The following is a 25,357-nucleotide window of genomic DNA, read 5'->3' on the forward strand; positions in this document are numbered from 1 at the left end:
GGCGGGAGGACCTTGGAATGCGGATCTCGGTTATCGGCTGCGGCTATCTTGGCGCGGTCCACGCGGCGTGCATGGCGAAACTGGGCCATGAGGTGGTCGGCATCGACGTCGACGCGGCCAAGGTGGAGCACCTCTCCCGGGGACGGGCCCCGTTCTACGAACCCGTGCTCGATGAGCTCCTGTCCGAACTCGAAGAATCCGGACGGCTCCGGTTCACCACCGAGATGTCCGCCGCCCACGGGGCGGAGGTCCACTTTATCTGCGTGGGAACCCCGCAAAAACGGGGCGAGAACGGCGCGGATCTGCGCTTCGTCGACGCGGCCGTGGAGGCCCTGGCCGGCTATGTGTCCCCCGGCGACGTGATCGCCGGAAAATCCACCGTTCCGGTGGGCACCGCCGCCCGGCTCGCCGAGCTGCTCGCGGAGACGGAGCCGGGCGCCACCCTGGTCTGGAATCCCGAATTCCTCCGGGAGGGCCACGCCGTCACGGACACCCTGAACCCCGACCGTTTCGTCTACGGCGTCCCGGACGGCCGCGAAGACCACCCCGCCGTCGCCGTCCTGGACCGGGTCTACGCGACGCCGCTGGCGGGCGGAACACGGCGGCTCATCACCGACTACGCCACGGCCGAGCTGGTCAAGGCAGCCGCGAACTCCTTCCTCGCCACCAAGATCTCGTTCATCAACGCGATGGCCGAGGTCTGCGAGGCCACCGGAGCGGACGTCACCCGGCTGGCCGACGCGATCGGCATGGACGAGAGGATCGGGCGGAAGTTCCTGAACGCCGGGATCGGCTTCGGCGGCGGCTGCCTGCCCAAGGACATCCGGGCGTTTATGGCCCGCGCCGGCGAGCTGGGGGCGGACCAGGCCCTGACGTTCCTGCGCGAGGTGGACGCGATCAACATGCGCCGCCGCACCCGCGTCGTCGAGCTCACCCGGGAACTGTGCGGCGGCTCGCTGATGGGGCAGCGGATCGCGGTGCTGGGCGCCGCTTTCAAACCCGAGAGCGACGACGTCCGGGACTCGCCCGCGCTGAGCGCCGCGGCCCAGCTGCAGCTCCAGGGCGCCGTGGTAACCGTGACCGACCCGCAGGCGCTGGCCAACGCCGCCAAGCGTTTCCCGGAACTGCCCCTGGAGCCGGACCTGGACGCGGCCCTGCACAAGGCCGACGCGGTGCTGCTGCTGACGGAGTGGCGGCAGTACCGCGAGCTGGACCCGCACGACACCCTGGCCCTGGTCTCGTCCCCGCGGATCCTGGACGGCCGGAACGTGCTGGATCCGGCCAAATGGCGTGCCGCCGGCTGGACCTACAAGGGCCTCGGCCGGCCCTAGTCCGCGGGGTCCTCGTTAGCGAGGTCCTCGTTAGCGGGGTCCTGGCTAGCGGGGTCCTGGTGTGACTCCGCCTGGCCCAGCGCGTCCTCGGCGGCCACCCAGGAGAGCATGGCGCACTTCACCCGGGCCGCGTACCGGGACACCCCTTCGAAGGCCGCTGCGTCGCCGAGGATCTCCGGATCGGCCGGCACCTTGCCGCGGGAGCGCAGCACCTCGCGGAAACTGTCGATCACCTGGTGCAGCTCTGCCGGGTCCAGGCCTTCGGCCAGGTCCGTCAGCACGGACGCGGACGCCATCGAGATGGAGCAGCCCTCGCCGTCCCAGCGCAGTTCGCTGACCTTGCCGCCGGCCACCGACACCCGCAGCGTGATCTCGTCGCCGCAGACGGGGTTGAGCTGGTGCGACTGGCCGCTGCTGGCGCCCTCCGGGACGCCGGCGTCGGCCAGGCCGCTGCCGTGGCGCGCCTTGGAATGCTCGAGGATGATCTGTTGGTACAGCTGGTCAAGACTCATGCAGGGCCGTCCTCAGGCTTGGAAGTATCCGCGGACACCGGCGACGGCGGCGAGGAACGCGTCGACGTCGTCGGTGGTGTTGTACAGGTAGGTGCTGGCCCGGGTGCTGGCCGTGAGGCCGAGGCGGCGGTGCAGCGGCTGGGCGCAGTGGTGGCCCACCCGGACGGCGATGCCGCGGCTGTCGAGGAACTGCCCGACGTCGTGGGCATGCACCCCGGCGACGTCGAACGCGGCGAGGCCGATCCGCTCCTGGCCGGCGGCCGGACCCAGCACGCGGATCCCGGGGATGGCCTCCAGCCCTTCGACCAGCCGTCGGCCCAGTTCGGCCTCCCATGCGTGGATCCTCTCGAGGCCGGTCTCGCTCAGGTAGTTGGCGGCGGCGGCCAGCGCCACGGCCTGCGAGATTTTTTGCGTGCCGGCCTCGAAGCGCTGCGGGCTGGGCAGGAACCCGGCGCGTTCCATGGTGACGGTGGTGATCATGGAGCCGCCGGTCAGGAACGGGGGCATGGCGTTGAGCAGTTCCGAGCGCCCGTAGAGACCGCCGATGCCGGTGGGGCCGAGCATTTTGTGCCCGGAGAAGACGGCGAAGTCCACGTCCAGGGCCTTGACGTCCAGGGCCAGGTGCGGGGCGGACTGGCAGGCGTCCAGCACCACCAGGGCGCCGGCGGCGCGGGCGAGGGAAACCAGCTCTGCCACGGGGTTGATGGTGCCGAGCACGTTGGAGGCGTGGGTGAAGGCCAGCACGCGGGTGCGGCCGCCGATCAGGCGGGCGGCGGCGTCGAGGTCCAGGGCCCCGGCGTCGTCGACCGGAATGAATTTCAGGGTGGCGCCGGTCCGTTCCGCCAGCTGCTGCCAGGGAATCAGGTTGGCGTGGTGCTCCATCTCGGTGACCACAATCTCGTCGCCGGCGGCGAGCGCGAAGCGGGCCGCCGCCGCCGGGGCGCCGGGCAGGGATGCGTTCAGGAACGAGTAGCTGAGCAGGTTCAATCCCTCGGTGGCGTTGGAAGTCCAGACCAGCTCGTCGGGGTCGGCGCCGATGAAGGCCGCAACGGTCTCCCGGGCGTCCTCGAAGGCTTCGGTGGCCTCCACCGCGAGGTGGTGCGCGCCGCGGTGAACGGCGGAGTTGCGCTGCTCATAGAACTCCTGTTCCGCCTCCAGCACGCTGAGCGGGTTCTGCGAGGTGGCGCCGGAATCCAGGTACACCAGCGGGTGCCCGTTGACGGACCGGCCCAGGATCGGGAAGTCGTTGCGGATCCTTCGGACCTCCTCGTTGCCCAGCGCCGTGGCTGAGCGGAGGAGATGGGCGGGTGTGGCAACCATGGGCGGAACTCCTGGATCGGCAGTCGCTGCGGAGCAACAGGGGCGCCCGGCCGGGCCCTGTCCTATTACGTCACGCAGATTAGACCTAATTATCCCACGTTCGCGCAACGCTCGGATCCAGCGGCGGCGCGCAGGTGCACGCGGCGGAACTCAACCGGGGGTCCGGCGTCGTAGTTCTTCAGCAGGGAGAACCAGCCGCCGCCGTAGCGGGCGTCGTCGGTGCTGAGGCTCCAGCGCGGGGTTCCGCCCTCCAGCCGGTGCACCGTGAGGCTGCGCGGCGCCACCGACACCACAAAGGCCAGCCACTCCCCCGGCGCCGGCGCCGGGCTGTTGCCGGCGGCCAGTTCGACGGCGGTTGCCGCGCCGGGGTCGCGCCGGGAGAGGGTGATCCGGCCGTCGGCGCCGACGTCGAGTTCGTAGCCGGGCGCGGCCGGGCCCGGGTCCCGCCGGTAGGACGCATCGGTGGGCTGCCCGAAGGCCAGCCCCGCTCCGCCGGATGCACCGGCCGGCGGCGGCCCGTCCGGCCAGCGCAGCTCGAACGCAAGCTCCCAGTCCGCGGCGTCCACCGCCCCGGCCATGGACCCGAGCAGGTAGCCGGCGTGTTCCCGGTTGGACAGGCGCAGCGCCCCGCCGGTGAAGGCGGGCTGCTCGTCCCACCCGCCGTCCGCTTTCCACGGCAGGTCGCCGGCGCCGCGCAGCCCCTCTGCGAAGAGATCCTCGGCGCGGGGCGACTCCTGGTGCAGTACGTGGCGGATGTTGGAGCAGATGAACCCCCGCACGCCGAGCTCCCGCAGCCGCAGGTGTTCGCTCCGGCGTCGTACCTCCCAGGCGATCACGGGTTTGCCGGAGTCCACAAGTTCCAGGATCCTGTCCTCGGGGGCAGTGTGGTGGATGCCGAGCAGGTCCACCAGCGGCGCCAGTGCGGCGAGCCGGGGATAGTCCGCCCGGGTGACGTAGCCCCAGGTGGTGTAGCCGTCCGCGGAGGCCTGGGCATGGCCGGCGGAGGACGCGGGCTGCTTCCAGACAATGTGTTGCCGCGCGTCCGGGTAGTTCTCCAGCAGGGCCAGGATCCGCTCCGCGTTGGTGCCCTGCTTGTCCTCGAGGAAGATCACGTGGCTGGCCGCGAAGGCATCCAGGACCTCGGTCAGCAGCGGGATCGGTTCCAGCGGGGTTGCCGGGCCGAGCCACGGCCGGGCGTCGTTGCGCAGCCGGGCCAGCGACGCCGCGGAGCTCGCGGCAATGGTCAGCCCGGCGCCGGTCAGCCGGGCCGTGGTGAGGTCGTGGTGGCAGACCAGGACACCGTCGGCCGTGGCGGAGACGGAGACTTCGATCGCTTTCAGGCCTGCGTCCGCTGACTGCCGGTAGGCGCGCATGGTGTGCTCTGGCCAGTTGTCGCCCGATCCGCGGTGCGCCACGAAGAAGTGCGGCGCCGAGAGCAGGGTCCCGATGGTGTGCGGTCCGGTGGTCCCGGGCCCGGCGACGGCGCCTTCGGCCACGAAGGCGGCCGCCGCCGTGGCGGCCGGAAGAATGCCGGTACCGGGCCGGGGGCTGCCCGCGGAACCGGGGCACGGGGCGCAGCCGGCCGCCCCGAGGACCGCGCCGGCCGCCAGGCCCAGGAACGCGCGCCGGCCGAGCCCGTCGGCAGTTTCCCCCGATCCGCCCATGGTCTCCCCCGGTGCGCGCCGGGCTCAGCCGGCCGAAGCCGTGCGCGCGGGCGCCGGGGCCCGGGGGGCCGCGGCCGCCAGGGCTGCCGCTGCCTCGTCGCGCCGGATCCGCTCGCGGCGTTCATCCCCGGCGATCACCACCATCGCCAGCACGGTCCAGACCAGGATCCCGGCCGCGGACCGCGTGGCGAGCGAGCTGTAGGTCTGCGGAATCACCAGGGCCATGACCCCGGCCAGCGCCAGGCCGGGGTAGCCCAGGCGGAACCCGCTGCGGGCCACCAGCACCAGCATGGAGCCGAAGTAGAGACCGGCCGCGACGATCCCGATGTCGACGCTGTACATCAGCAGCGGATTTTCCAGGCTGCTCTGCAGCCCGGCGTGGAAGGCCAGCCTGAAGCTGGTGCCGATTCCGCCGCCGCCGAGGAGGTAGTCGTTCCAGCGGGCCAGGAAATAGTCCAGGGCGACTTCGCGGGCCTGCGCGGAACCGGAGTCGTCGGCCAGGCGGGCCGTCACGCCGTCGATCAGCGGGGAGGAGACGATGGCGGCCCCGACACCGGCGATGCCCGCCAGCATCACCGCTTTCACCCAGACCCGTCCCTGGGCCAGCAGAATGGCGGCGACGGCCGAGACGGCGACGGCAATGATGCCGACCCTCGACTGGGTGATCAGGCTCCCGACCACCATCAGGACCAGCAGCGCCGCCTGCACGAGCTTGTTCCGGAGGCCGGCCACCAGCGGCGCGGCCACCGAAATCGCCAGCGACAGGGCGAGGGGCTGGTCCAGGGTACCCATCCAGCGTCCCGACTGCCGCTCGAACCAGTACTGGGTGCTGTAGCCGGAGCCGTAGAACAACACGTCCTTCGCCTGCCACTGCAGCACCGCGGCCACGCAGGCCAGCGCGACAAACAGCAGCAGCGTGCCGCGGAGGGTTCGAACGAGGCCGCTGCCGCGGGAGGCCTCGGAGAGCAGGAGCAGGAAGAACAGCACCGGGATCAGGATCTGGTCCACCAGGACCACCAGGCCGCCGGCGGTGCTGGTGCTGACGGAGGCGAGGAAGGCCGCGATGAGCACCACGGCGAGGACCAGGAACAGGAGGAAACGCCGGGCCAGCGCCTGGTGGACGCTCCACGGGTCATGCAGCATGCGGACCGCGAAGGCGCAGAGGACCAGCCACGTCGCCGGGTGGAAGCCCAGGGGTCCGGCATCCACGCCGGTCACGACCCCGGCGCCGACGGCGGGAACCAGGATCCAGAGCCCGATCACCAGGACAATCAGCACCCGGGCGTGGCGCCGGAGCACCAGCGCCGCGGCCAGGCACAGCCCGATCCAGAGTGCCAGCTGCATTCAGACCACCTGCCCCGCGTTCCTGTCCGTTGCGCCGCCCATTGAGTGCGACCCTAAGGCCGGCGGGACGCGCTCGCGACCGGTTTACCGGCTTGCGGGGAGGCCGGCAGGCCCGGGGCCGGCTGGCGGGCGTTGGCGGTCAACGGGAATTTGGCGCGGAGCCCGCGGCGGCCTTCCGCGAGGCGTCCCGGCAGGGCGTTCAGCACCACGCCGGCGACGGTGCCGTTGACCAGCTCCAGATTGCGCAGCGCCGCCCGGAGCGTGTCGCGGGTGACCGTCCGGTGCCGGACCACCAGCACCGTGCAGTCAGCGGCCGCGGCAATCACGGCGGCGTCGCTGTAGGGCTCCATGGCCGGCGCATCCAGGACCACCCGGGCGTAGCTGCCCCGCAGCTCCTGAAGCGCGGCCGGCAGCGCCCGGCTGCCGAGCAGTTCGGTGGGGTTCGGGGGCACGTCGCCCGCCGCGACGGCGTGAAGGCCTTCGACGGCGGTGTGCTGGATGACCTGGTCCAACGGCAGCCGGCCGGAGAGGACGTCGGTGAGCCCCGTGCCCGCGCCCAGGCCAAGGTCGGCGGCGAGCCGCGGCGAGCGCAATCCCGCCTCGACCAGCAGCACCCGCTCCCCCGCTTCGGCCCACGCCCGCGCCAGCATCAGCGCCACGCTGGTGCTGCCTTCACCGCTCCCGGCGGCGGTCACCGCGACGACGCCGCCGGTCCCCATGGCGGGGAAATGGTCAATGTTGGTGCGGAGCCGGCGCCCGGCCTCATCCAGCAGCGTCCCCCCGCTTTGGTCCAGGATCCGGGCCGGCGGCCGGACGGCGGTGCTGAGCGGGATGCGGGCCAGCACCGGCAGCCCGGATGCGTCCTCGACCTCCTGCGCCGTCCGCAGCGACTTATCGGAGAGCCGGCGGGCGACCGGGATCGCGATGCCCGCGGCGAGGCCCAGGAGCGCGCCGACGGCCAGGTTCAGCGGCACCTTGGGCGAAACAGGCGCCGGATCGTTGGTGGGTCCTGCCACGACGGTCAGGTTGGTCACGGCTCCGCCGGTATCGAGTTCCCCGGCCGCGCTGCCGAGGTTGTTGGCGATGGACCGGGCGATCGCGAAGGCCTTGGCCTGTTCAGGCTGGCTCACGATGACGGAGAGCGTCAGGGTGTCCCGGTCAGCGGACGCGCCGATGCTGTCGACGAGGTCCTTGCCGGAGATACCGGCGCCGCTGTCCCGGACCAGGCGGCCGAGGAAGCCTTCGCTCTTGACGAGGTTGGCGTAGGAGGTGATGCGGTTCCGCGAGAGTTCCTGGGCCTGCAAGGTTGATTGGCCCGCGGCCGACGGAGTGACGGCGAAGAACTTGATGGTGCTCTGGTACACCGGAGCCGTCCTGGCCGTGACGAGGGCTGCCGCCCCAAGACCCGCCAGCAGGCACACCAGCAGGATCCACCACCCCCGCGCGATCGCCCGGCCGTATTCTGCAAGCTCCAAGGGAACCCCCATGCGGTTCCCATGCCATGCCGCGCCGGCACGGTCCTTCACGGTCCCCTTGGTGCACCATTATTGACTGCAAAGGTGCCCGGCGGAAGCTTTTAACCGGCACCGGTTTGCTGCGCATTCGGGAGCCGCCGGCGGCGTGCTGCCTGGCGTAATCCGCGGCTGCACCGGAACCGGCCCGGAATCCTAGCCAAAGCCGGGCGCCGGCCGTAGTCTTTCCCTAAGCCTGGGCGGATTCCGTGGGTCTCAACGGCTCCTCGCCAGGACCGGGACCGCGCATGCGGCCGCCCGGCCCTGCCGATGAGCTTCCCGTCCGCCGGGGCACGGATCCGCGGGGGAACGATGGACGAGACCGGGCGCAGTTTCACAGTGCTGGTGGCGCATCCCAGTGCCGACCTCTACGGGTCCGACCGTGTCCTGCTGGAAACCATCGACGGCCTGAGCGGCGCCGGCGCCCGGGTCCTGGTGGCACTGCCGGAACCGGGGCCGCTGGTCCCCGAACTGGAACGCCGCGGCGCCGCCGTCGTCCTGTCGCCGACTCCGGTATTGCGCAAGAGCCTGCTCTCGGGCGCCGGGCTGCTCCGGCTGGCGGCCGAATCGGCCCGTGGCCTGCCCCGCAGCGTGGGCGTGATCCGCGGGGCCCGGCCCGACGTGATCCTCGCCAACACCATCACGGTGCCGCTGTGGACCCTCGCCGGCCGGCTCACCGGTGTCCCGGTGGTCACCCACGTCCACGAGGCGGAGGCGAAGGCGCCGCGCCTGCTGCGCGCCGCGCTAGCCGCGCCACTGCTGCTGTCCCGGGGCATCCTGACCAACAGCCAGTTCAGTGCCGACACGCTGGCCGCTTCCCTGCCGGCCCTGCGCGGGCGCTCCACGGTGGTCTACAACGGGGTGCCGGGCCCGGCGGAGCCCGTCCGGCCCCGGGAGAAGCTGCTCGGCGGGCTGCGGATCGCCTACGTGGGCCGGCTCTCACACCGCAAGGGCGTGGACGTCGCGGTCGAGGCGCTGCTGCAGCTGCGCCGCCGCGGCATCGACGCGGAGCTCTCGATCGTGGGAGCCGTCTTCCCCGGCTACGAGGACTATGAAGCCGCGCTGCGCGGCCAGGTCGCCGACGGCGGTGCCGCCGCGCACGTGAAGTTCCACGGGTTCCAGGCCAACGTCTTTCCGTTCCTGGCCGACGCCGACGTCGTGGTGGTGCCGTCCCGGCTGGAGGAGCCGTTCGGGAACACGGCCGTGGAAGCGCTGCTGGCCTCCCGGCCCGTTGTGGTCAGCAACACCTCCGGGCTGCGGGAGGCCGCGGGCGGCTACCGCTCGGCCCAGTTCGTGGAGCCCGGCGACGCCGCGGGCCTCGCCGCCGCGCTCGCGCGGGTGGCCGCCGCGTGGCCGGAGTTCGCCGCCAAGGCCCGGGCCGACTCCGCCGAGGCGGAATTCCGGCACAGCCCGGAGCGCTACGGAAAGGTGATGGCCGACCACCTTGCCCAGGCTGCCGGCGGCCGACAATGACAACCGACCTCGCCGGGAGAGCGGCCCGCAGCGTGCGCTGGAGCTTCGGCGCCGTGCTGGCCCGGCAGGGATTCCAGATCGGCTGCGCCGTGGTGCTGGCCCGGCTGCTGGGCCCTCAAAGCTACGGCACCATCGCTGCCGCGACCGTCTACATCAGCCTGGTCGCGCTGCTGCTCGACCAGGGCCTGTCCGCGGCGCTCATCCAGCGCCCGGACATCACCCGGCGGCTGGCCGGCGCCACCGCCACGCTGAACCTGCTGGTGGCCGCAGCCCTCGCGGCGGGGACCTGGTTCGCTGCCCCGGCGGTGGCGGGGTTCTTCGCGGTGGCCGAGCTGGACCCGATCCTGCGGGTGCTGGCGTTCGCCATCCCGGTCAAGGCGCTCGCGATCACGCCCCGGGCCATGCTGGCCCGGGACCTGCAGTTGCACCGGGTCGGCGCGGCGGACATCGCCGCGGCGGCCGCCGGCAGCGCGGCGGGCATCGGCGCCGCCCTCGCCGGGGCCGGGGCCTGGTCCATGGTCTACCAGGTGGCGGTCACCGACGTCGTCTGTGCCGCCATGCTGCTGGCCGCCAGCCGCGGTCCCGCACCGAACTTCGCGCTCCGCGCGGTGGGCCCGCTGCTGGGATTCAGCCTGAGCGTCTTCGCGACCGATTGCCTCGCCTACTTCTCCCGCAACCTGGACAACATCCTGGTGGGCCGGGTACTGGGCGTCACAGCCCTGTCGATCTACGGAATGGCCTACCGGATCCTGGTGGTTCCGGTCCAGCTGATCGGGCAGACCGTCAACCGGGTCATGTTTCCCGCCTTTGCCAGATCGGCACAGGAACCCGAGCGGGTGGCAGCGAGCCTCGTCGCCGCCACCCGCGTCCTGGCGATTCTGGCCGTTCCCCTGATGGTCTTCGTGTCCTGCGCCGCGCCGGAACTGGTGCACCTGGTGCTGGGACCGGAATGGATGCCGGCGGCGGCGCTGGTCAGTGTCCTGGCGATCGGCGGCGCGCGCGAGACGATCTTCTACATCACCCCCTCGCTGATGAAAGGGCTGGGCCGCGGGGCGCTGATCGTGCGCTACGAGATCCTCGCCGCCGTGGTGCAGGTCGGCGGCATCGTCATCGGCCTGCAATACGGGGTGTTCGGCGTCGCCGTCGGCTACACCGCGGCCGGCTTCCTGCTGACCCCCGTGCTGCTGCGGATCCAGACCCGGCTGACCGGGGTGAGCGCCCGGTCCCAGCTTGCCTCGATCCTGCCGGCGGTCCACGCCGCGCTGTGGGGGGCCGCCGGCTACGCCCTGTGGCAGCTCGGGGACGCGGGCAGGCTGTGGCATCTCTTGGGCGGTCTGGTGATCTTTTTCGCCCTCGCGGCGGGGGCGCTGTGGCTCTTCCACCGGCGGCTGCTGGCAGCCTTCCTGGCCCAGGCGCGCAGCCTCGCCGGGCGCGGCCGGAACCGAACGAACAGCGACGGCAGCCCCGGCGCCCGGACAGGCCGGCCCGCACCAATCGAGCCGGAAACCCCGGACATCCCTCACCCGGACATCCCTCATAAGGCAGGAGGCCTTCATGGCTAACGACGACCGCTCCGCCGGGGAGGTGGTGATCGCGGTCCTGACCTACCGCCGGCCCGGGGACATCAGCCTTGCGCTCCCCCGGCTCGCCGCGCAGGCCACGACCCTCGCCGCCGGTGACCGGCCGCCGGCCACCGTGCTGGTGATCGACAACGACCCGGCCGCCAGCGCCCAGGCGGCCGTGCAGGATATTGCCGGCACGCTGGGTCCCGGCCTGGTCCGCTATGCGCACGAACCGCGGCCCGGCATCGCCGCCGCACGGAACCGCGCCCTCGCCGACGCCGGAACCGCGGCGCTACTGGCCTTCATCGACGACGACGAAGTGCCCTCCGAACACTGGCTCGCCCAGCTGGTGGAGCTGCAGCAGCGGACCGGGGCGGCCGCCGTCGTGGGTCCGGTGATCAGCGAGTACGAACACGAGCCGGAACCCTGGATCCAGGCCGGGCGGTTCTTCCGCCGCCGCAGGCTCGCCACCGGCACGCCGCTGACCGTCGCGGCGACCAACAACCTGCTTCTGGACCTGGACCAGGTCCGGGCCCTGGGGCTGAGCTTCGACGAGCGGTTCGGCCTCAGCGGAGGCTCTGACACGCTCTTCACCCGCCAGCTCGTGCAGCGCGGCGGGTCCATGCTGTGGTGCGACGAGGCGGTGGTGGTGGACCGTGTCCCGGCGTCCCGGCTGACCCGCGGCTGGGTGCTGCGCCGGGCACTCCGGAGCGGGAACTCGGCGGCCCGGGTCAACCTCGAGCTCGCCGCCGCCGCGGCCCCGCGGCTGGCGGCGGCGCGGGCCTCGTCACTGGCCGCGGGTTCGCTCCGGCTGCTCGGCGGCGCCGCCCGCCTCGGCGCGGGGCTTCTGACTGGCTCGACGGCGCACCAGGCCATGGGCCTGCGCACCGCGGCACGCGGCCTCGGGATGGCCTCCGCGGCCTTCGGCTATGTCTACAGCGAGTACCGCCGGAAGTAGTCCTCCACCCCGCCGGGGCACCGCGGCCTTGGTAAGCGGCCCCGGACTCGGCTAGCGTGGAGGCAGGTCTCAGCCGCAGTGTCCCGCCCCGGCGGGGCCCATGACGAGACCCCGGAGGTAACCGAGCATGGCCCGTCCGACCCGCAGCACCGGCGCCGCGCTTGCCGCGGCGGTGCTGGCAGCGGCCCTGACGGCCGGGTGCGGCCAGCCCGCCGCGCCGCCCCCCGCCGCCCGGGACGCCGCCCCCGTCACACCGCCGCCGCCGGTGCCCGCCCCCGCAACTGCGCCTGAGAGGACTCCGGCTCCCGCCGCCGCTGACTCACCGCCACCGGCGCCTGCTCCGGCGCCGCGGTCGGAACTCGTGGCCGGCAGCTACCGCCCCTCGGAAACCACCACCGGGGTGCCCGCCGGAACCGTGGTGAAGCCGCTCAACCCCGGCGCGGCCGAGCTGGTAATTACGCAGGACGGCACGGTCCTTGACGGCCTCGAGATCTACGGCGACGTCAAGGTCCGCGCCAGGAACGTGACGATCAGGAACAGCCGGCTCCACGGCGGCCCGGGCATCCCGGCCTCGAACACGGGCATCATCGACGCCACCGGCGCCGGCGTCGTGAACCTCGTGATCGAGGACAACACGATCATCCCGGACCGTCCCTCCTACTACCGGGACGGCATCGTCGGCCACGACTACACCGCCCGGCGCAACCACATCCAGGGCACCAACGACGGCCTCGGCATCTTCAACCGCCCCGGCGGACCACCCGGCGCCAACGTCACGGCCGAGGCAAACTACATCCATTCGCTGACGTTCTGGTCCAACGACCCGGCCCACACCGACGGCACCCACAACGACGGCATCCAGGTGCAGGGCGGCGAGAACATCCGCATTGCCGGCAACACCATCGTGGCCAGCGCCAGTCCCGGCCGCGGCAGCGGCCCCAACCCCCGCGGCGGCCACGCCGGGATCGGCATCATGCTGCAGCAAAACGTCGCCCGGCTGGGCAATGTGGTGGTCGAGCGGAACTGGGTGGACGACGGGCAGACCTCCATCAACATCGACCACGGCAAGTTCGCGACCATCACGGTGACGGTCGCGGCCAACTATCTGGGCCGAAACCAGTTCGACTTCGGCAACGGCTCGAAGTACCCCGTCCGCGTCATCAACCGCGCCGCCAGTTCGGTCCCGGGCCTGGCGACGAACCGCTGGGCGGACAGCCTCAACCCCCTGGCCGAGGGGCCCGCCGGCGGGATCCGTTTCAACGGCTGAGGCGCCGGCGGCTGCCGGCCGCCTTACCGGGCCGTCAGGCTGACCGTGGTGGAGTATTTGGAGTTGCCGAACGGATCCGTCACCACCACCCGGTAGCTGTGCGTTGTCCCGGGGGCGACGGTGTCCCTGAACTCCATCATCGGCCGCTTCCAGAAGGTGGTGGACAGCGTCTGGGTGCTGATCAACCGCCCGTCCCGTGAGAGCCGGTAGCTCAGCGTGCCGTTGTCCCGGTCCCAGTTGGACTGCCACTTGACCGTGATGACCCCCGGCGACGGGGAGGTCAGCGCCGGGTTGGTTGACGCGGACGAGGAGCGGGCCCCCTCCTTGTTCGGGGCCGCGGAGCTGACCGCGAACCGGACCAGGCCCTGCTGGCCCTTGAAATTGACGTTTTTGAACTCCCCGCCCATCACCACGTAGCTGTTGTTGCCGGTCACGGACCAGGGCCCCTGGCTCTGGCCGGTGGCGGTCCCGGTGTCCAGGTCCGGGTACCAGACCAGCAGCGAGGGCGCCGGCTTGCCCGTGAAGCTCGGATACCCGTGGATGTCCTTCGTCAGCGTGCCGGTGGCCTCCCTGCTGTAGGCCAGTCCCCGGTGCCAGGTCCGCGGCGTCGTCTCCGGGAAGCCCAACAAATTGCCGCAATAGTGGGAGTGGCCGGCCTTGTACACCGCGGTGTTGCTGGCGAACACACTGTAGGAGTCGCCGTGGCAGTCGTCGATCCACTTGACCCCCAGGTCCGTCCAGTTCGCGGCGAAGGAGCCTTCCAGGGTGCCGGTGCCGTTCATCTTCGAGTCGATGAAGCCCGTCCCGTACCAGTTCGTCCCGTCGCTGGAGAGCGAGGTGATGCCGGAGCCGGCGCCCGCATTCCGGACGACGTCGTTGACCGGCGTCACGATGTTCGCCCCCGAGAGGGCGTCGACGGCACCGAGCCCGAAACCCGGCTTGTTGGTGCCGTTCAGGGTGGTGAACAGCCCTCCCGCAACCACCTTGCTGCCATCGGGCGCCAGCACCAGCGCGTTGACCCTGCCACCGGCAGCGATCGGTTTCCAGGGCAGCAGCGTCCCGTTGCTGGCGCGGACCGCGGCCAGCTTGGACCGGGAGGTGGACCCGACGGTGCTGAACAGGCCACCCAGGTAGACCGTCGCGGAGGTGGCTGCGATCGCCCGGACGGTCGAGGACATCCGCGGCGCCCACCCGGGGATCGTGGCGCCGGTCTGCGGGTTGAGGGCCACCACCTTGCTGGCAGGCTGGCCGTTGGCCTCGGTGAAGTCCCCGCCGACGTAGAGCCTGCTGCCGTCCGGCGAGGCAGCGACGGCCAGGGCCTGGGCGTTCAGCGAGGCCGTGAACCCGGTAAGCAGCTGCCCGGTGCTCAGGCTGTAAGCCAGGATGTTCTTGCGCTCGGTGGTCTGGGTTCCTGCGGCGGCCCCGGCCGGCCTGGCGGTGTCAAATTTGCCCACCGCATACACGGTGTCGCCGATGATGGTCTGCTGCCAGACGACGCCGTCAATCTGCACCGTGGGCAGAGCGTCCGCGGAGACGGTGACCGGGGTGGCCGGGTCCGCCGGATCAAGAGGCGCAGTGTCCGCGGAGGCGGGAAGGGCGCCCGCTAGGACGAGCGCGGCGGCCAGCGCCGCGCTCGATGCGGCGGCCAGGCTCCGCGGGCGCCGGCCGCCCGCACGGCGACGGCCGGTGGCGCGACGCGGCACTCCGTGGGGGCCCTGCCGCGGCAGGCCCCAATTCCTCCAGGAACAGTTCATGGCATTCCTCAGCTCAGTGGCCGGGGACGGCGGCTGCCGCCCCCGGCGCCGGACCCCGGCATCGAACGGCGTTCTGAGCAACGCCCAGCGTGCCGCTTCGCGAAGCGGCGTTGTACAAACGGGGCCGATGACGGCGGCTCCCCCGCCGCCGTCATCGGCCCCGGATCATCAGCTCCCTCCCGCTACGGCCTGGCCACGGACAACTCGTCGAACCTGACGGCCACCGGCGCGTTGGTGGCGGTACTCCAGAGGTAGCTCAGCAGGCCGATGCCGCCGGCCGCCTGCAGTGACGGCGTCGAATCCGTTGCCGTCAGCCCCCAGGTGGCCGGCTCGGCCGCCCCGTCCCGCCAGATCTTGGCCCGCACCGTGGTGGGGTTGGTTCCGGTGACCTGCACCCTAAGCCGGAGCTGGTCGTTCGCGGCCACCGTCAAGCCGGCCACCGCGGCGGACTGCAGCGTCGTCTCCGTGCCGCCGGACACCCGGGTCAGGAAGAGCGTCGCCGCCCCGGTCGCCGCGATCCGCAGCTTGGCCCGGTATTCGTCGTCGCCGACCTTACGCCCGACCGCACCGACGTAGGTGCCGCCGCCGGTGGCGATCTTGTCCTGCGAGACCTTCACCGAGAGGTCGGTCGCGGTGGCGGAGACACCGGCCAGGGTGGCCAGCCGGGCGATCCCGCCGGAGCGGGTGGTGATGATGCCCGCGCCGCCGGCCACCGTGTAATTGGCGGCCGTACCGGCCAACGTCCAGGCGCCGCCGGTGTCTGCGGATCCCCAGCTGCCCACGAGGTCACGCCCAAACGTGTCCGCCGCGAGCAGGCCCGCCGGGGGGTTCCCGCCGACGGTGACGGCCCGGGTGACGGTGCCGGTGGCACCGGCGTTGTCGGTAACCGTGAGCGTCACCTGGTAGGTCCCGGCGGCCGCGTAGCCGTGCGAGGCCGTGGCGCCGCTTCCGGTGGCGCCGTCGCCGAAGTTCCAGGCGTACCCGGCCACGGTCCCGTCGGTGTCGGTGGAGCCGCTGCCGTCGAAACTGGCCTGCAGGCCCGTGGCGGTGGAGCTGAAGGCCGCCGCCGGGGCCGCGTTGGGGGCGGGGGCCGCGCCGCCGGCGGTGATGTTCAGGTTGTCCAGCCGCAGGACCACCGGCAGGTTGGTGGAGGAACCGGAGACGTAGCCGCCGGCGCCGGCGGCGCCCGCGGCCTGCAGGGCGGCCGTCGCGTCGCTGACAGTCAGCTGCCAGGCGGCGGGCTCGGCCGCCGAAGCGCGCCAGACCTTGCCGCTGACCGCGGTCGGCGCGGTGCCGTCCAGCTTGAGCCGGATGATCACCGGGTCGTTGGCCGCCAAGGTCAGCCCGCCCACGGCCAACGGCCCGGCGATGGTCGTTTCGGCGCCGGCCACCACCTTGGTCAGGTAGAGCGAGACGGCGCCGTTGGCGGCCACCTTGATCTTGGCCCGGTACTCGTTGTTGTTGGCCCGCCGGCCCACCAGCGTGGCGAACATGCCGCCGCCGTTGGGGACCTTGTCGGCCGAGACGGTGATCCGGCCGTCGTAGGCTGCCGTCGCGACGCCGTTCAGGTACGCGTACCTGCTGGCTCCGGCGGTGCCGATCGTGGCCGCTCCCGCTCCGTTGGCAACGGAGAAGTTGCTGCCGCCGCCGGCCACGGTCCAGGCTCCGCCGACGTCCGCGGTGCCAAAGCCACCGGTGGCGGTCCGGCCGAATGCGTCGGCGGCCACCACGGTGTCGGCCGGCGGGGCCGTGACTGTGACGGTGCGGGTGAGCTGGCCGGTGGCGCCGTCGTCGTCCGTCACCGTGAGGGTCACCTGGTAGCTGCCCGCCGCGGCGTAGCTGTGCGATGCGGTGGTGCCGGTTCCGGTGCCGCCGTCCCCGAAGTCCCAGGCGTAGCCGCTGATGGTGCCGTCGGCATCCGCGGAGCCGGCGGCGTCGAAGGCGGCCGTCAGGTTGTTCACGGCCGAGGTGAAGGCGGCCGTCGGGGGCTTGTTGGGCGGCGGCGCGGTGACCGTGACGGTGTTCGTCACGCTCGCGGTGCTGCCGGAGTTGTCCGTCACCGTCAGCCGCACGTTGTAGCTGCCGGTGGCCGCGTAGCTGTGCTCCGCGGTTACCCCGGTTCCGCTGGAACCGTCGCCGAAGTCCCAGGCGTAGCCGGCGATGGGTCCGTTGGCGTCGGAGGAGGTGCTGGCGTCCACCGTTGCGGTCAGGCCGCTCACGACGGAGGTGAAGGCCGCCACCGGCGGGGACGGCGGCGCGTTCACGGTGCGGCCGGAGGCCACGTAGTGGGCCTGGATCCGGGCTAGCGGAAGCACCGTGGGGTAGAGCGCGACGTCGTCGATCTGCCCGCTGAGGAAGCTGCTGTAGGGCGGCTGGCCCTTGGGCACCGTGGGCCAGTTGGGCCAGCCGGTGAGGCTGTCGCCGCCGACCCGCCAGTACCCGTCGAACGGCCAGGCGGTGGTGGTGGCCGCCCGGTTCGCAACGGTGACCCCGTCGATGGTGAGCTTCATCCCGTCGGCGCCGAGCGAGGCGACAACATGGTGCCACTGGTTGTCGTTGAAGGTCGCCGTCGAGTTGATGGCGATGCGGGTGCCGGCACTGCCGCCGGGCCGGACGCCGAAGAAGATGCGCCCGGCGGGGTCCATGTACACGGTCCGGTCCAGGTCGGCCGAGAGGTCTGCCGGGCTGTTCCCGTAGCCGATGATCTGCCCGCCCGCGGTGGAGTCGGTGCGGATCCACGCCTCGGTGCTGAAGATGTTGGGCCGGGCGGCCAGGGTCGGGTTGCTCGCGACCGCGTCCGGGCTTCCGTTGAGGCTGATGGCGGTGTCCGCGTCGCTGTTCAGGGCGCCGGTGGCGCCGAAGCCGGCACCGGGCTGAAGTTGCAGGTCATCGTTGCCGGCCAGGTCCACGGCCGTGGAACCGGCGCCGTCTCCGAGCCGCCAGTAGTTTCCGGGCTTGTCTGCCAGGACCTGCTGGGCGTAGTTGCCCGGCGATGCCACGGAGCCCGGCACGGTAATGGTGGCGTTGTCGCTGCGGGCTTCGTTGCCGAAAGGATCCCGGACGAAGATGCGGTAGGTGTAGCTCTGGCCCGGCACCCGGGAGGTGTCCAGGTAGCTCATCCCGGGCCGCCGCCAGAAGGTGGATGCCTGGTTGATGGTCGCGATCACGGCGCCGTTGCGCCGGACCTCGTAGACCAGGTTCTCGTTGTCCTGGTCCCAGTTGGCCTGCCAGCGGACCCGGACGGTGCCGGCGGTCGGGCTGGACAGGGTGGGCGTCAGGTTCGCGCCGGTGACCCGGGGCCCGCGCTGGTTCGGGGCGATACTGCTTCGGGCGAAGCGGACCAGGCCCTGCTGTCCGTTGAGGTTGACGTTCTTGAACTCGCCGCCCATCGCCACGTAGTTGCCGTTGCCGGTCACGGACCAGGGCCCCTGATCCTGACCGGTGGCAGTGCCCGTGTCCAGGTCCGGGTACCAGGCCAGCAGCGACGGGGCCGGTTTGCCCGTGAGGCTCGGATACCCGTGCGCGTCATTCGTCAACGTCCCGGTGGCCTCCTTGCTATAAGCCAGCCCCCGGTGCCAAGCGCGGGGCGCCGTCTCCGGGAAGCCGGCCAGGTTCCCGCAGTAATGCGAGTGGCCGGCCTTGTATACCGCGGTGTCGTTTGCGAACATGCTGTAGGAGTCACCGTGGCAGTCGTCAATCCATTTCACCCCCAGGTCGGACCAGTTCGCGGCAAAGGAACCCTCCAAGGTTCCCTTTCCATTGTTACCGAAGTGGATATAGGCCGTCCCGTACCAGCTCGTCCCATCGCTGGACAGCGAGGTGACGCCGGCCGCGAGGCCGGCGTTGCGGACTACGTCGTTGGCAGGCGTCGGAATGCTGGCCCCCGTGAGGGCGTCGACGGCGCCGAGTCCGAAGCCGGGCCTGTCGCTGCCGTTCAGGGTAGTGAACATGCCGCCCACGACCAGCTTGCTCCCGTCGGGGGAGAGAACGAGCGCGTCGACCCGGCCGCCGGCGGCGATCGGCTTCCATGGCAGCAGCGTACCGTTGCTGGCCCGGACGGCGGCCAGCTTGGACCGCGAGGTGGACCCTACGGTGCTGAACAGGCCGCCTAGGTAGACCGTCCCGGAGGTGGCCACGATGGCCCGGACAGTCGACGACATCTGCGGGGCCCATCCGGAGATGGTGGCGCCGGTCTTCGGGTCCAAGGCCACAACCCTGCTGGCTGGCTGGCCGTTGGCCTCGGTGAATTCTCCGCCAACGTAGAGCCTGCCGCCGTCCGGCGAGGCGGCGACGGCGAGGGCCTGGTTGTTCAAAGATGCCGTGAACCCTGTGATCAGCTCGCCGGTGCTCAGGCTGTAGGCGAGGATGTTCGCGCGCGGGGTCGTCTGGGTGCCTGTGGGTGCGCCGGCGGGCCGTGCGGTAGCGAACTTCCCCACCGCATATACTGTGTCCCCGATGACGGTCTGCTGCCAGACGACACCGTCAATCTGCACGGTGGGAAGCGCGTCGGCGGAGACCGTGACCGGCGTGGACGGGCTGGCCGGATCGGCCGGCGCAGTGTCTGCGGATGACGGCGGGGCGCCCACCAGTACCAGTGAGAGCGCCAGCGCCGTGCCGAGCAACACCGCCAGCAGTCGTTGTAGTTGATTCCATACGGCGCCTCCCGGCGCCGGGTAGGGCGCAAACCCCGCAGCTTTCGTCTGAGCGCTCCCCAGCGTGGCGTTCCGGAACATGTGCTTCCCCTCTAGTCCATTCGGTGTCTGGCGGCGCTGCTGGTCAGCACAGCCACGTCTTCGGCCGTGAAGAGGCCTCGGATCCAGTGGTCGTTTCGGCTTTCGCCGACATTCGTTGTCATCAGTGCTTCGCCCTGGCTTCCCGGGATCATTGGGAAGTGCCGAGGCGCCGGGCGGACCTGACGGACCGGTATCCCGGCGCGCAGGGCCACCCACTTGAGCCAGATGTCGTCGGCGCCCGGGCAGGCGGCGGCGAAACCGGTGCCGTGCCCTCTCAGCGCCTGGAGCATCGCCGGAGGGTAGATGACCCCGGAGACGCCGACGGCGAAATTGGCCGTCCGGGCGGCGGTGTCCCGGGCCCGCGCCCAGGTGGCGTAGTCGGCTATCCCGTCCACGGAGGGGCCGATGATGCTGATCCAGTGCCCGCAGACGGCATCCGGGTGCCGGCGGTTGGCGTCGGCGAGCAGCGCCAGCCAGTTCCGCGGGTAGATGATGTCGTCGTCGGCGGTCACGAGCGGCACGGTGTGCCGTTCCACCGAGGCAACGTACGGGTAGTACTTGGTGTGGGGGCCGTAGTCCGGGCTGAACATGATTTCCACGCCCCGGCGTTCGAGCCGGCGCAGGGCGGCCGGAGCGTTCCTTAGCTGCTCGGGCGTCTGCAGCCACAGCAACAGCCGTTGCGGCCTGGTGCTGCCGCGCGCAATCGATTCGAGCGCGGCCGCCACGGACTTCAGCCTTGCCCCGTGCGTCGTCATGGAGACCACGACGGGCGCGGTGCCGGTGGCCGGGCGGCGGAGCAGCCGGTTGCGGAGCCGCAGGTACCCGAGGGCGGCGGCGGCCCGGAGCCGCTTCGCCGCTTTCCTTCCCCGCCGGGCCGTGGTCCGGACCAGCAGAAGCGATGGCAGGCTGTCCAGTTGTGTTGCCATGGCCTGGATCCTTTCCTGTGATTCAACGGTCAGTTCTGATGCGTCGGCCGGGTCGGCTCAGGCCGGGACCTTGCCCGCAAACGTCGCCACCGGCGTCTCGGCCTCAAGGTTGAGATGGATCTTGACGTTGTCGCGGGCATCCAGCGGCACCGCGAAGACGAACACGCCGACGCCGCTGGTCCCGGGCGCCACCAGGGACGGGAAGGCGGCCGTGTCCGGGCCGCTCAGGGCGCCGGCCGGTTCGTCGTCCCGGCCGAACGTCACGTCAACGACGGCGGAGTCCAGGGAGATGGTCCCCGCGGTGCTGTTGGTCACGGTGACCTTGAAACGCACGGCCGGGCCGGCGATTTCACCGATGCCCTTCGCCTCGCCCTGAACGGACTGGACGTCCGTGATGGACGCCGAGACGCCGCCCTTGACCGCTTTCTTGTCCTTCAGATCCACGGGGGCGGCGGTGGGCTGCGGTATTTCGGCGAGCTGCTGCTCGGACTTGCCCTGGCGGTCCACCGGGCTCGGATCGGGCCTGGCTTCGGCGGGCGCCGGGGCCGGCGCGGATCCGGCCTCGGTGGTGGCCGCCGGTGCCCCTGTCGCGGCGGCCTTGGCCGCTGCGGGGCCGGCCGGGCCCGCCGTCTCCGGTTTCGGGCCGGCGGGCCGGGCAACGGTGTCCTGGCCGGGCCGCTCCCCTGCCGCCCGGGCGACGGTGTCCTGGCCCGTGGCCCAGACGGTGCCGCCCAGGGCGAGCAGTGCGGAAATGCCGATCGAGGTGGCGAGCAGGCGCCGGCGCCGGCCGGCGCTGTGGGCTCCTGGCCCGTGGTGTGCGGTGTTCATTGCGGGACCCCAGTTCCAGTGGTGTTGCCGGTTGGTGCGGACGGTTCCGTGAGGCTGTGCCGGCCCGCCCGGCCGGGCGCCGGCGGGAAGGCGGAGATTTCTCGGAACCACTTGATGGATGCCAGCAGCAGGAAGCCTGCCGTTGCGGCGACGATCAGGGTGTAGAGGGCGAGGAAGAGCGGGACCACGCCGTAGAAGGCAAAGCAGAGGCAGAGGACCCCGTAGTCCATCGGGACCACCAGCACCGAGCGGAGCCAGGACCGGCGGCCGGGGGCGGCCATGGAGACCAGGCCCCGCTGGCGGCGCAACTGCTCGGTGAGGATCATGCTGAAGAACAGCACGGCCGAGATGACGGCGGCGGCTAGCGGAACCAGCAGCCAGCGCCGGTCCACGGTGCCGAAGCGGTACAGCCCGACGGCGAGCGCCAGCGGAAGGGCGGAGGTTTTCACCGCGTCCACCATGTGGTCCAGCCACTCCCCCGCAGCCGATCCGCTGCCCTGCATCCGTGCGACCTGTCCGTCGGCCGAGTCCAGGGCGTAGCCGACCACCAGCAGCAGGGCCACCCCGATCCCCAGGGCTCCGGACGGCGGGAACATCATCAACAGGGCGATCCCCGAAAAGGTGAAGACCGCGCTGACCGCCGTGACGGTGTTGGGCCCCAGCCCGGCATGCAGGGCCACCGCGGCCAGCAGCCGGCCCAGCCGGCGGTTGACGTAGCGGGAGTACGCCGGAGCCCCGCGGGCCGCCGTCTTCTGCGCCGCGGCGAGCCGCTTCACGGTGTCCCGGTAGCCGGTGCTGGCCGGGGCGGCCGCCCCGATGCCCGGATCGACGGCGGTCATTGTCCGGCCCCCAGGCTGCGACGCGGCGCCCGCCGCCGGTCCCCGGCGCCCGCTTCGGGACGCGTCCGGGCGGTCCGCGTCCGGCGGCCCAGGAGCGTCTCGCAGAGTTGTTCGTAACCGGCCGCGACGTCGCCCCAGTTGTACCGGCGGGCCAGCTGCTGCGCGTGCCGGCCGCGGTCCTCGGCGTCGGAACCGGGGGCCTCGGCCTCGTCCACCAGCCGGGCGACGTCGGCAGGGCCGGCGAAGTACCGGCCGGCGGTCTCGAGCACCTCGCGGTTGAACCCGACGTCGAACGCGTTGGTGGCCGTGCCGGACCCGAGGGCCCGCAGCAGCGAGGGGTTGGTGCCGCCGACGGAGTGCCCGTGCCAGTACACCAGCGCGTTTGCGTACAGCTGGTCCAGCAGCGTCTGGTCCCAGACGCCGCCGACAAAGCGGACCCTCTCGTCGCCGAGGGCGTGGACCTCGCGGGTGTACCGGTCCGAGTAGGGTGCGGAGCCGACGACGACGAGCGGCAGCCGGGCGGCGCTCCGGGCGAACCCTTCGACGATGAGGTGGACGTGGTTTTCGGGCTCGAAGCGGGCGACGACGAGGTGGTAGCCGCGCGGCGCCAGGCCCAGTTCCGGGAGCCTGTCCGAGCCGGCGTCTGCCTGGATCGGCGCCCCGTAGGCCAGGTACACCGTGTCGGCGTCGAACTTCTCCCGGTAGTAGTCCTGGATGCTGACCGCGTCGGCGATCAGCGCGTCGGACCACCGGACCGCGAGCCGTTCAACGAGCTGGTAGTAATTCCGGCCCGCCCTGCCCCACTTGGCGCGCTTCCATTCCAGCCCGTCGACGTGGGTGGCCACGGGGATGCCGGCGGCCTTGATCGCGGGCAGGTAGGGGGCGTTGGCCGCGTTGAAGACGATGGCGGCGTCCGGCCGGTGCCGGAGCAGGTGGGCGACGGACAGCCCAGTGTGGCTGAGGGTCTCCAGGGACCGTTTGCGCAGCGCCGGCAGGTGCACCAGGTCCATCCCGAGGTGCCGGTCCGGCCGGTCGCCGCCGCCCGTCTCACGGCAGTAGACGGTGACGCGGTGGCCGCGCTGCACGAGCCGCTGGCCGATTTCCTCGATGGCCGTCTCGAATCCGCCGTACCGGGCCGGGACACCGCGCGTTCCGACCATCGCGATGTGCAGCCCGCTCACAGCCGCACCCCGTGGAGCCGGTGCCCGGGTTCGGGGGAACGGTTGATCAGTTCGAGGGCGGTGCGCAGGGCGGAGCTGGACGTCTGCACGGTGTACGGGAAGAAGACAACGTCGACGCCGACCGCCCGGAACGCCGCTTCCAGCCTGTCGCCCTTGGGGGTGCCCTTCCAGTCGTCGCCCTTGAAAAAGACGTTGAACCGCAGTTCCTCCCAGACCTGGAGCTTGTCCGGGACGGTTTCGGCGTAGACCTTGTCCACGTAGCCGATGCTGGCGACAATCTCCATCCGCTCGGCCAGCGGGATCACGGGCAGCCGGCCCTTGGCCTGTTCCAGCATTTCGTCCGAGACGACCCCGGCGACCAGGAAGTCGCACTGGCTCCGGGCGTGCTTGAGGATGTTGAGATGCCCGATGTGGAACAAATCGAACGCCCCCGGCGCGTAACCGATTCTGAGACCCATTTCCTGCCCTTTCAATTCACCGCCGGCCCTCACCAGCGTTTAGTAAGCCCCCACCGGGTTCAGGATGACCTTGACGGTTCGCCAGAGGATCATGATGTCTCCGGTCAACGACCAGTTCTCCACGTAGTAGAGGTCCCAGCGGACACTCTCTTCCCAGCCAAGATTTGACCGGCCGTTCACCTGCCACAGCCCGGTGATGCCGGGTTTGATCAGCAGCCGGCGGGTCACGTCGCCCTCGTAGCCCTCCACCTCGCAGGGCAGCTGCGGACGCGGCCCCACCAGGCTCATGTCCCCCTTGAGCACGTTCCAGAACTGCGGCAGCTCATCGAGCGAATACTTCCGGAGCCAGCGTCCGCACTTGGTGACCCGCGGATCCTGCTTCATTTTGAACAGCAGGCCGGCCCCCTCGTTCAGCTCCCTGAGCAGCGCCAGGTCATCCTCCGCGGTCACCACCATGGAGCGGAACTTGATCATCTTGAACCGTTCGCCGTTGCGGCCGACCCGCTCCTGCTGGAAGAAGACCGGACCCTTGCTGTCACGGGCGATCACCCAGGCCAGGATGCACAGCAGGGGCGAGAGGAGCAGCAGCGCCGCGGCCGAGGCAACCACGTCGACGAGGCGTTTGAGCGTGTGTTTGCCGCCGCTGAACTCCGGCAGCTCCACGTGCATCAGCGGCAGGCCCTCGACGGGCCGCCAGTGGATCCGGGGACCGGCGACGTCGGTCAGGCTGGCGGCCAGGACCAGGCTGGCGTGCGTGCCCTCCAGAGCCCAGCCGAGCTGGCGGATCGCCCGGCTTCCGCCGTGCAGCTGTCCGGCGACGACGACGGCGTCGGCCCCGGTCTCCGTGACCTTCCCGGCCACCGAGTCGACATCGCAGAGCACGGGCACCCGGGTCGCGGAAATCTGCAGGTGGCTAGCGGTGTAGCCGGCCGGCAGGGCCGCCCCCACCACTTCGTAGGCGGCACCGGACACCTTGCCGAACTGGCGGATGACGTATTCGACGTCGGCGGGTTCGCCCACCACAATCACTTTGGAGAGGTAGTGGCCGAAGTTGCGCTGGCGGTTCAGCCAGGCCCGCCACCGCCACCGGCTCAGCAGGAGCAGCAGCGAACCGGCTGGGAGGGCGATCGCGAAGTGGCTGCGCACCACATCGATTCCCAGCAGCAGGACCACGATGGCGATGCCACCGAAGACCCCCACGGTGGCATCCATGACCCGCTTGTATTCCTCGGCCCCGACCCCGAGGACGGTCTCCTCCCGGGTGCGGTGCACTTCGAGGGCGACGATCCAGGCCAGGAGGATGGCGATGCTGAGCGAAACGTAGGTGCTGACTGCGGGGGTCCGGGCGAGCACGCCCTCGGCGTCGAGGCGGACCGCGTAGGCCACGGCAACCGCACTGGTCACGATGGTGATGTCGGTGAACCGCAGCCAGCGGCGGTAGCGCCGCGCCCAGGACATTCCCGAGTCCACGGGCCGGGCCGCTGCAGGTTGCCGCCCCGCGGTTGCGGGGTGATCAAACGCCCCGCCTGCGGGCCTTAGGACCCGGGCGGGGCGTCGATTCCAACGACTGCCTCTTTTTCTGTAGCCGGCGCGGTGTTCGTCTACCGCGCTCACGGCAATTCCACATCTCTCAGTGGTGCAGACCGTTTAAGGGAGCCGGCGGCGGCTGGGGGGAGAGCCTCGGTCTCAGAAGGCT

General features: G+C 71.4%; 18 protein-coding genes. 5 read left to right on the top strand and 13 right to left on the bottom strand.

The features are described 5' to 3' along the window. Positions 1–17 precede the first annotated feature (17 nt). Positions 18–1,331, top strand: a complete 1,314-nt coding sequence (locus E7Y32_RS00640; RefSeq protein WP_146335358.1) for a UDP-glucose/GDP-mannose dehydrogenase family protein — start codon at positions 18–20, stop codon at positions 1,329–1,331. Here E7Y32_RS00640 and sufU read toward each other — a convergent pair. From sufU to E7Y32_RS00665, 5 genes are all read right to left on the bottom strand, one after another. Then, complete coding sequence (gene sufU / locus E7Y32_RS00645; protein WP_146335359.1) at positions 1,328–1,843, bottom strand: Fe-S cluster assembly sulfur transfer protein SufU; 516 nt, start codon at positions 1,841–1,843, stop codon at positions 1,328–1,330. The genes E7Y32_RS00640 and sufU overlap by 4 nt on opposite strands. Before the next feature lie 12 nt (positions 1,844–1,855). Beyond that, positions 1,856–3,163, bottom strand: a complete 1,308-nt coding sequence (locus E7Y32_RS00650; RefSeq protein ID WP_146335360.1) for a SufS family cysteine desulfurase — start codon at positions 3,161–3,163, stop codon at positions 1,856–1,858. Between the two features lie 89 nt (positions 3,164–3,252). Next, positions 3,253–4,827: a glycerophosphodiester phosphodiesterase gene (locus E7Y32_RS00655; protein WP_146335361.1), complete on the bottom strand. Its 1,575-nt coding sequence runs from the start codon at positions 4,825–4,827 to the stop codon at positions 3,253–3,255. A gap of 24 nt (positions 4,828–4,851) precedes the next feature. Continuing rightward, a complete protein-coding gene (locus E7Y32_RS00660; protein ID WP_146335362.1) occupies positions 4,852–6,171 on the bottom strand; it encodes a hypothetical protein in 1,320 nt (439 codons plus the stop codon). Positions 6,172–6,224: 53 nt separating this feature from the next. After that, on the bottom strand, positions 6,225–7,646 hold the full coding sequence (locus E7Y32_RS00665; protein WP_186467012.1) for a polysaccharide biosynthesis tyrosine autokinase: 1,422 nt from the start codon (positions 7,644–7,646) through the stop codon (positions 6,225–6,227). Positions 7,647–7,952: 306 nt separating this feature from the next. Between E7Y32_RS00665 and E7Y32_RS00670 the strand changes: the two genes are divergently transcribed. From E7Y32_RS00670 to E7Y32_RS00685, 4 genes are all read left to right on the top strand, one after another. Further along, complete coding sequence (locus E7Y32_RS00670; RefSeq protein WP_261382493.1) at positions 7,953–9,155, top strand: glycosyltransferase; 1,203 nt, start codon at positions 7,953–7,955, stop codon at positions 9,153–9,155. Beyond that, positions 9,152–10,717: a lipopolysaccharide biosynthesis protein gene (locus E7Y32_RS00675; RefSeq protein ID WP_146335364.1), complete on the top strand. Its 1,566-nt coding sequence runs from the start codon at positions 9,152–9,154 to the stop codon at positions 10,715–10,717. Before E7Y32_RS00670 ends, E7Y32_RS00675 begins: the two co-directional genes overlap by 4 nt. Beyond that, on the top strand, positions 10,710–11,675 hold the full coding sequence (locus E7Y32_RS00680; RefSeq protein WP_146335365.1) for a glycosyltransferase family 2 protein: 966 nt from the start codon (positions 10,710–10,712) through the stop codon (positions 11,673–11,675). Before E7Y32_RS00675 ends, E7Y32_RS00680 begins: the two co-directional genes overlap by 8 nt. A gap of 127 nt (positions 11,676–11,802) precedes the next feature. Continuing rightward, positions 11,803–12,942, top strand: a complete 1,140-nt coding sequence (locus E7Y32_RS00685) for a right-handed parallel beta-helix repeat-containing protein (protein ID WP_146335366.1) — start codon at positions 11,803–11,805, stop codon at positions 12,940–12,942. A gap of 23 nt (positions 12,943–12,965) precedes the next feature. Here the strand turns inward: E7Y32_RS00685 and E7Y32_RS00690 are convergent, their stop codons facing one another. The 8 genes from E7Y32_RS00690 to E7Y32_RS00725 form a co-directional block, all read right to left on the bottom strand. Continuing rightward, complete coding sequence (locus tag E7Y32_RS00690; RefSeq protein ID WP_146335367.1) at positions 12,966–14,645, bottom strand: hypothetical protein; 1,680 nt, start codon at positions 14,643–14,645, stop codon at positions 12,966–12,968. A 233-nt stretch (positions 14,646–14,878) separates the two neighbouring features. After that, the gene (locus tag E7Y32_RS00695) at positions 14,879–19,321 is read right to left on the bottom strand and encodes a PKD domain-containing protein (protein WP_146335368.1); all 4,443 of its coding nucleotides are present in this window, start codon (positions 19,319–19,321) and stop codon (positions 14,879–14,881) included. Positions 19,322–19,440: 119 nt separating this feature from the next. Beyond that, a complete protein-coding gene (locus E7Y32_RS00700) occupies positions 19,441–20,355 on the bottom strand; it encodes a hypothetical protein (RefSeq protein WP_146335369.1) in 915 nt (304 codons plus the stop codon). Positions 20,356–20,412: 57 nt separating this feature from the next. Further along, the gene (locus tag E7Y32_RS00705) at positions 20,413–21,183 is read right to left on the bottom strand and encodes a hypothetical protein (protein ID WP_146335370.1); all 771 of its coding nucleotides are present in this window, start codon (positions 21,181–21,183) and stop codon (positions 20,413–20,415) included. Beyond that, positions 21,180–22,022, bottom strand: a complete 843-nt coding sequence (locus E7Y32_RS00710) for a CDP-alcohol phosphatidyltransferase family protein (RefSeq protein ID WP_146335371.1) — start codon at positions 22,020–22,022, stop codon at positions 21,180–21,182. Before E7Y32_RS00710 ends, E7Y32_RS00705 begins: the two co-directional genes overlap by 4 nt. Next, entirely contained in the window at positions 22,019–23,182 is a 1,164-nt protein-coding gene (locus E7Y32_RS00715; RefSeq protein WP_146338074.1) for a DUF1972 domain-containing protein, read from the bottom strand. Before E7Y32_RS00715 ends, E7Y32_RS00710 begins: the two co-directional genes overlap by 4 nt. Positions 23,183–23,199: 17 nt before the next feature. After that, positions 23,200–23,661, bottom strand: coding sequence for an adenylyltransferase/cytidyltransferase family protein (locus E7Y32_RS00720; RefSeq protein WP_146335372.1), 462 nt, complete (start codon positions 23,659–23,661; stop codon positions 23,200–23,202). Positions 23,662–23,700: 39 nt separating this feature from the next. After that, entirely contained in the window at positions 23,701–25,119 is a 1,419-nt protein-coding gene (locus tag E7Y32_RS00725) for a sugar transferase (protein WP_146335373.1), read from the bottom strand. Positions 25,120–25,357: the final 238 nt, after the last annotated feature.

The organism is Arthrobacter sp. UKPF54-2 (genome assembly GCF_007858535.1).
Lineage (GTDB): Bacteria > Actinomycetota > Actinomycetes > Actinomycetales > Micrococcaceae > Arthrobacter.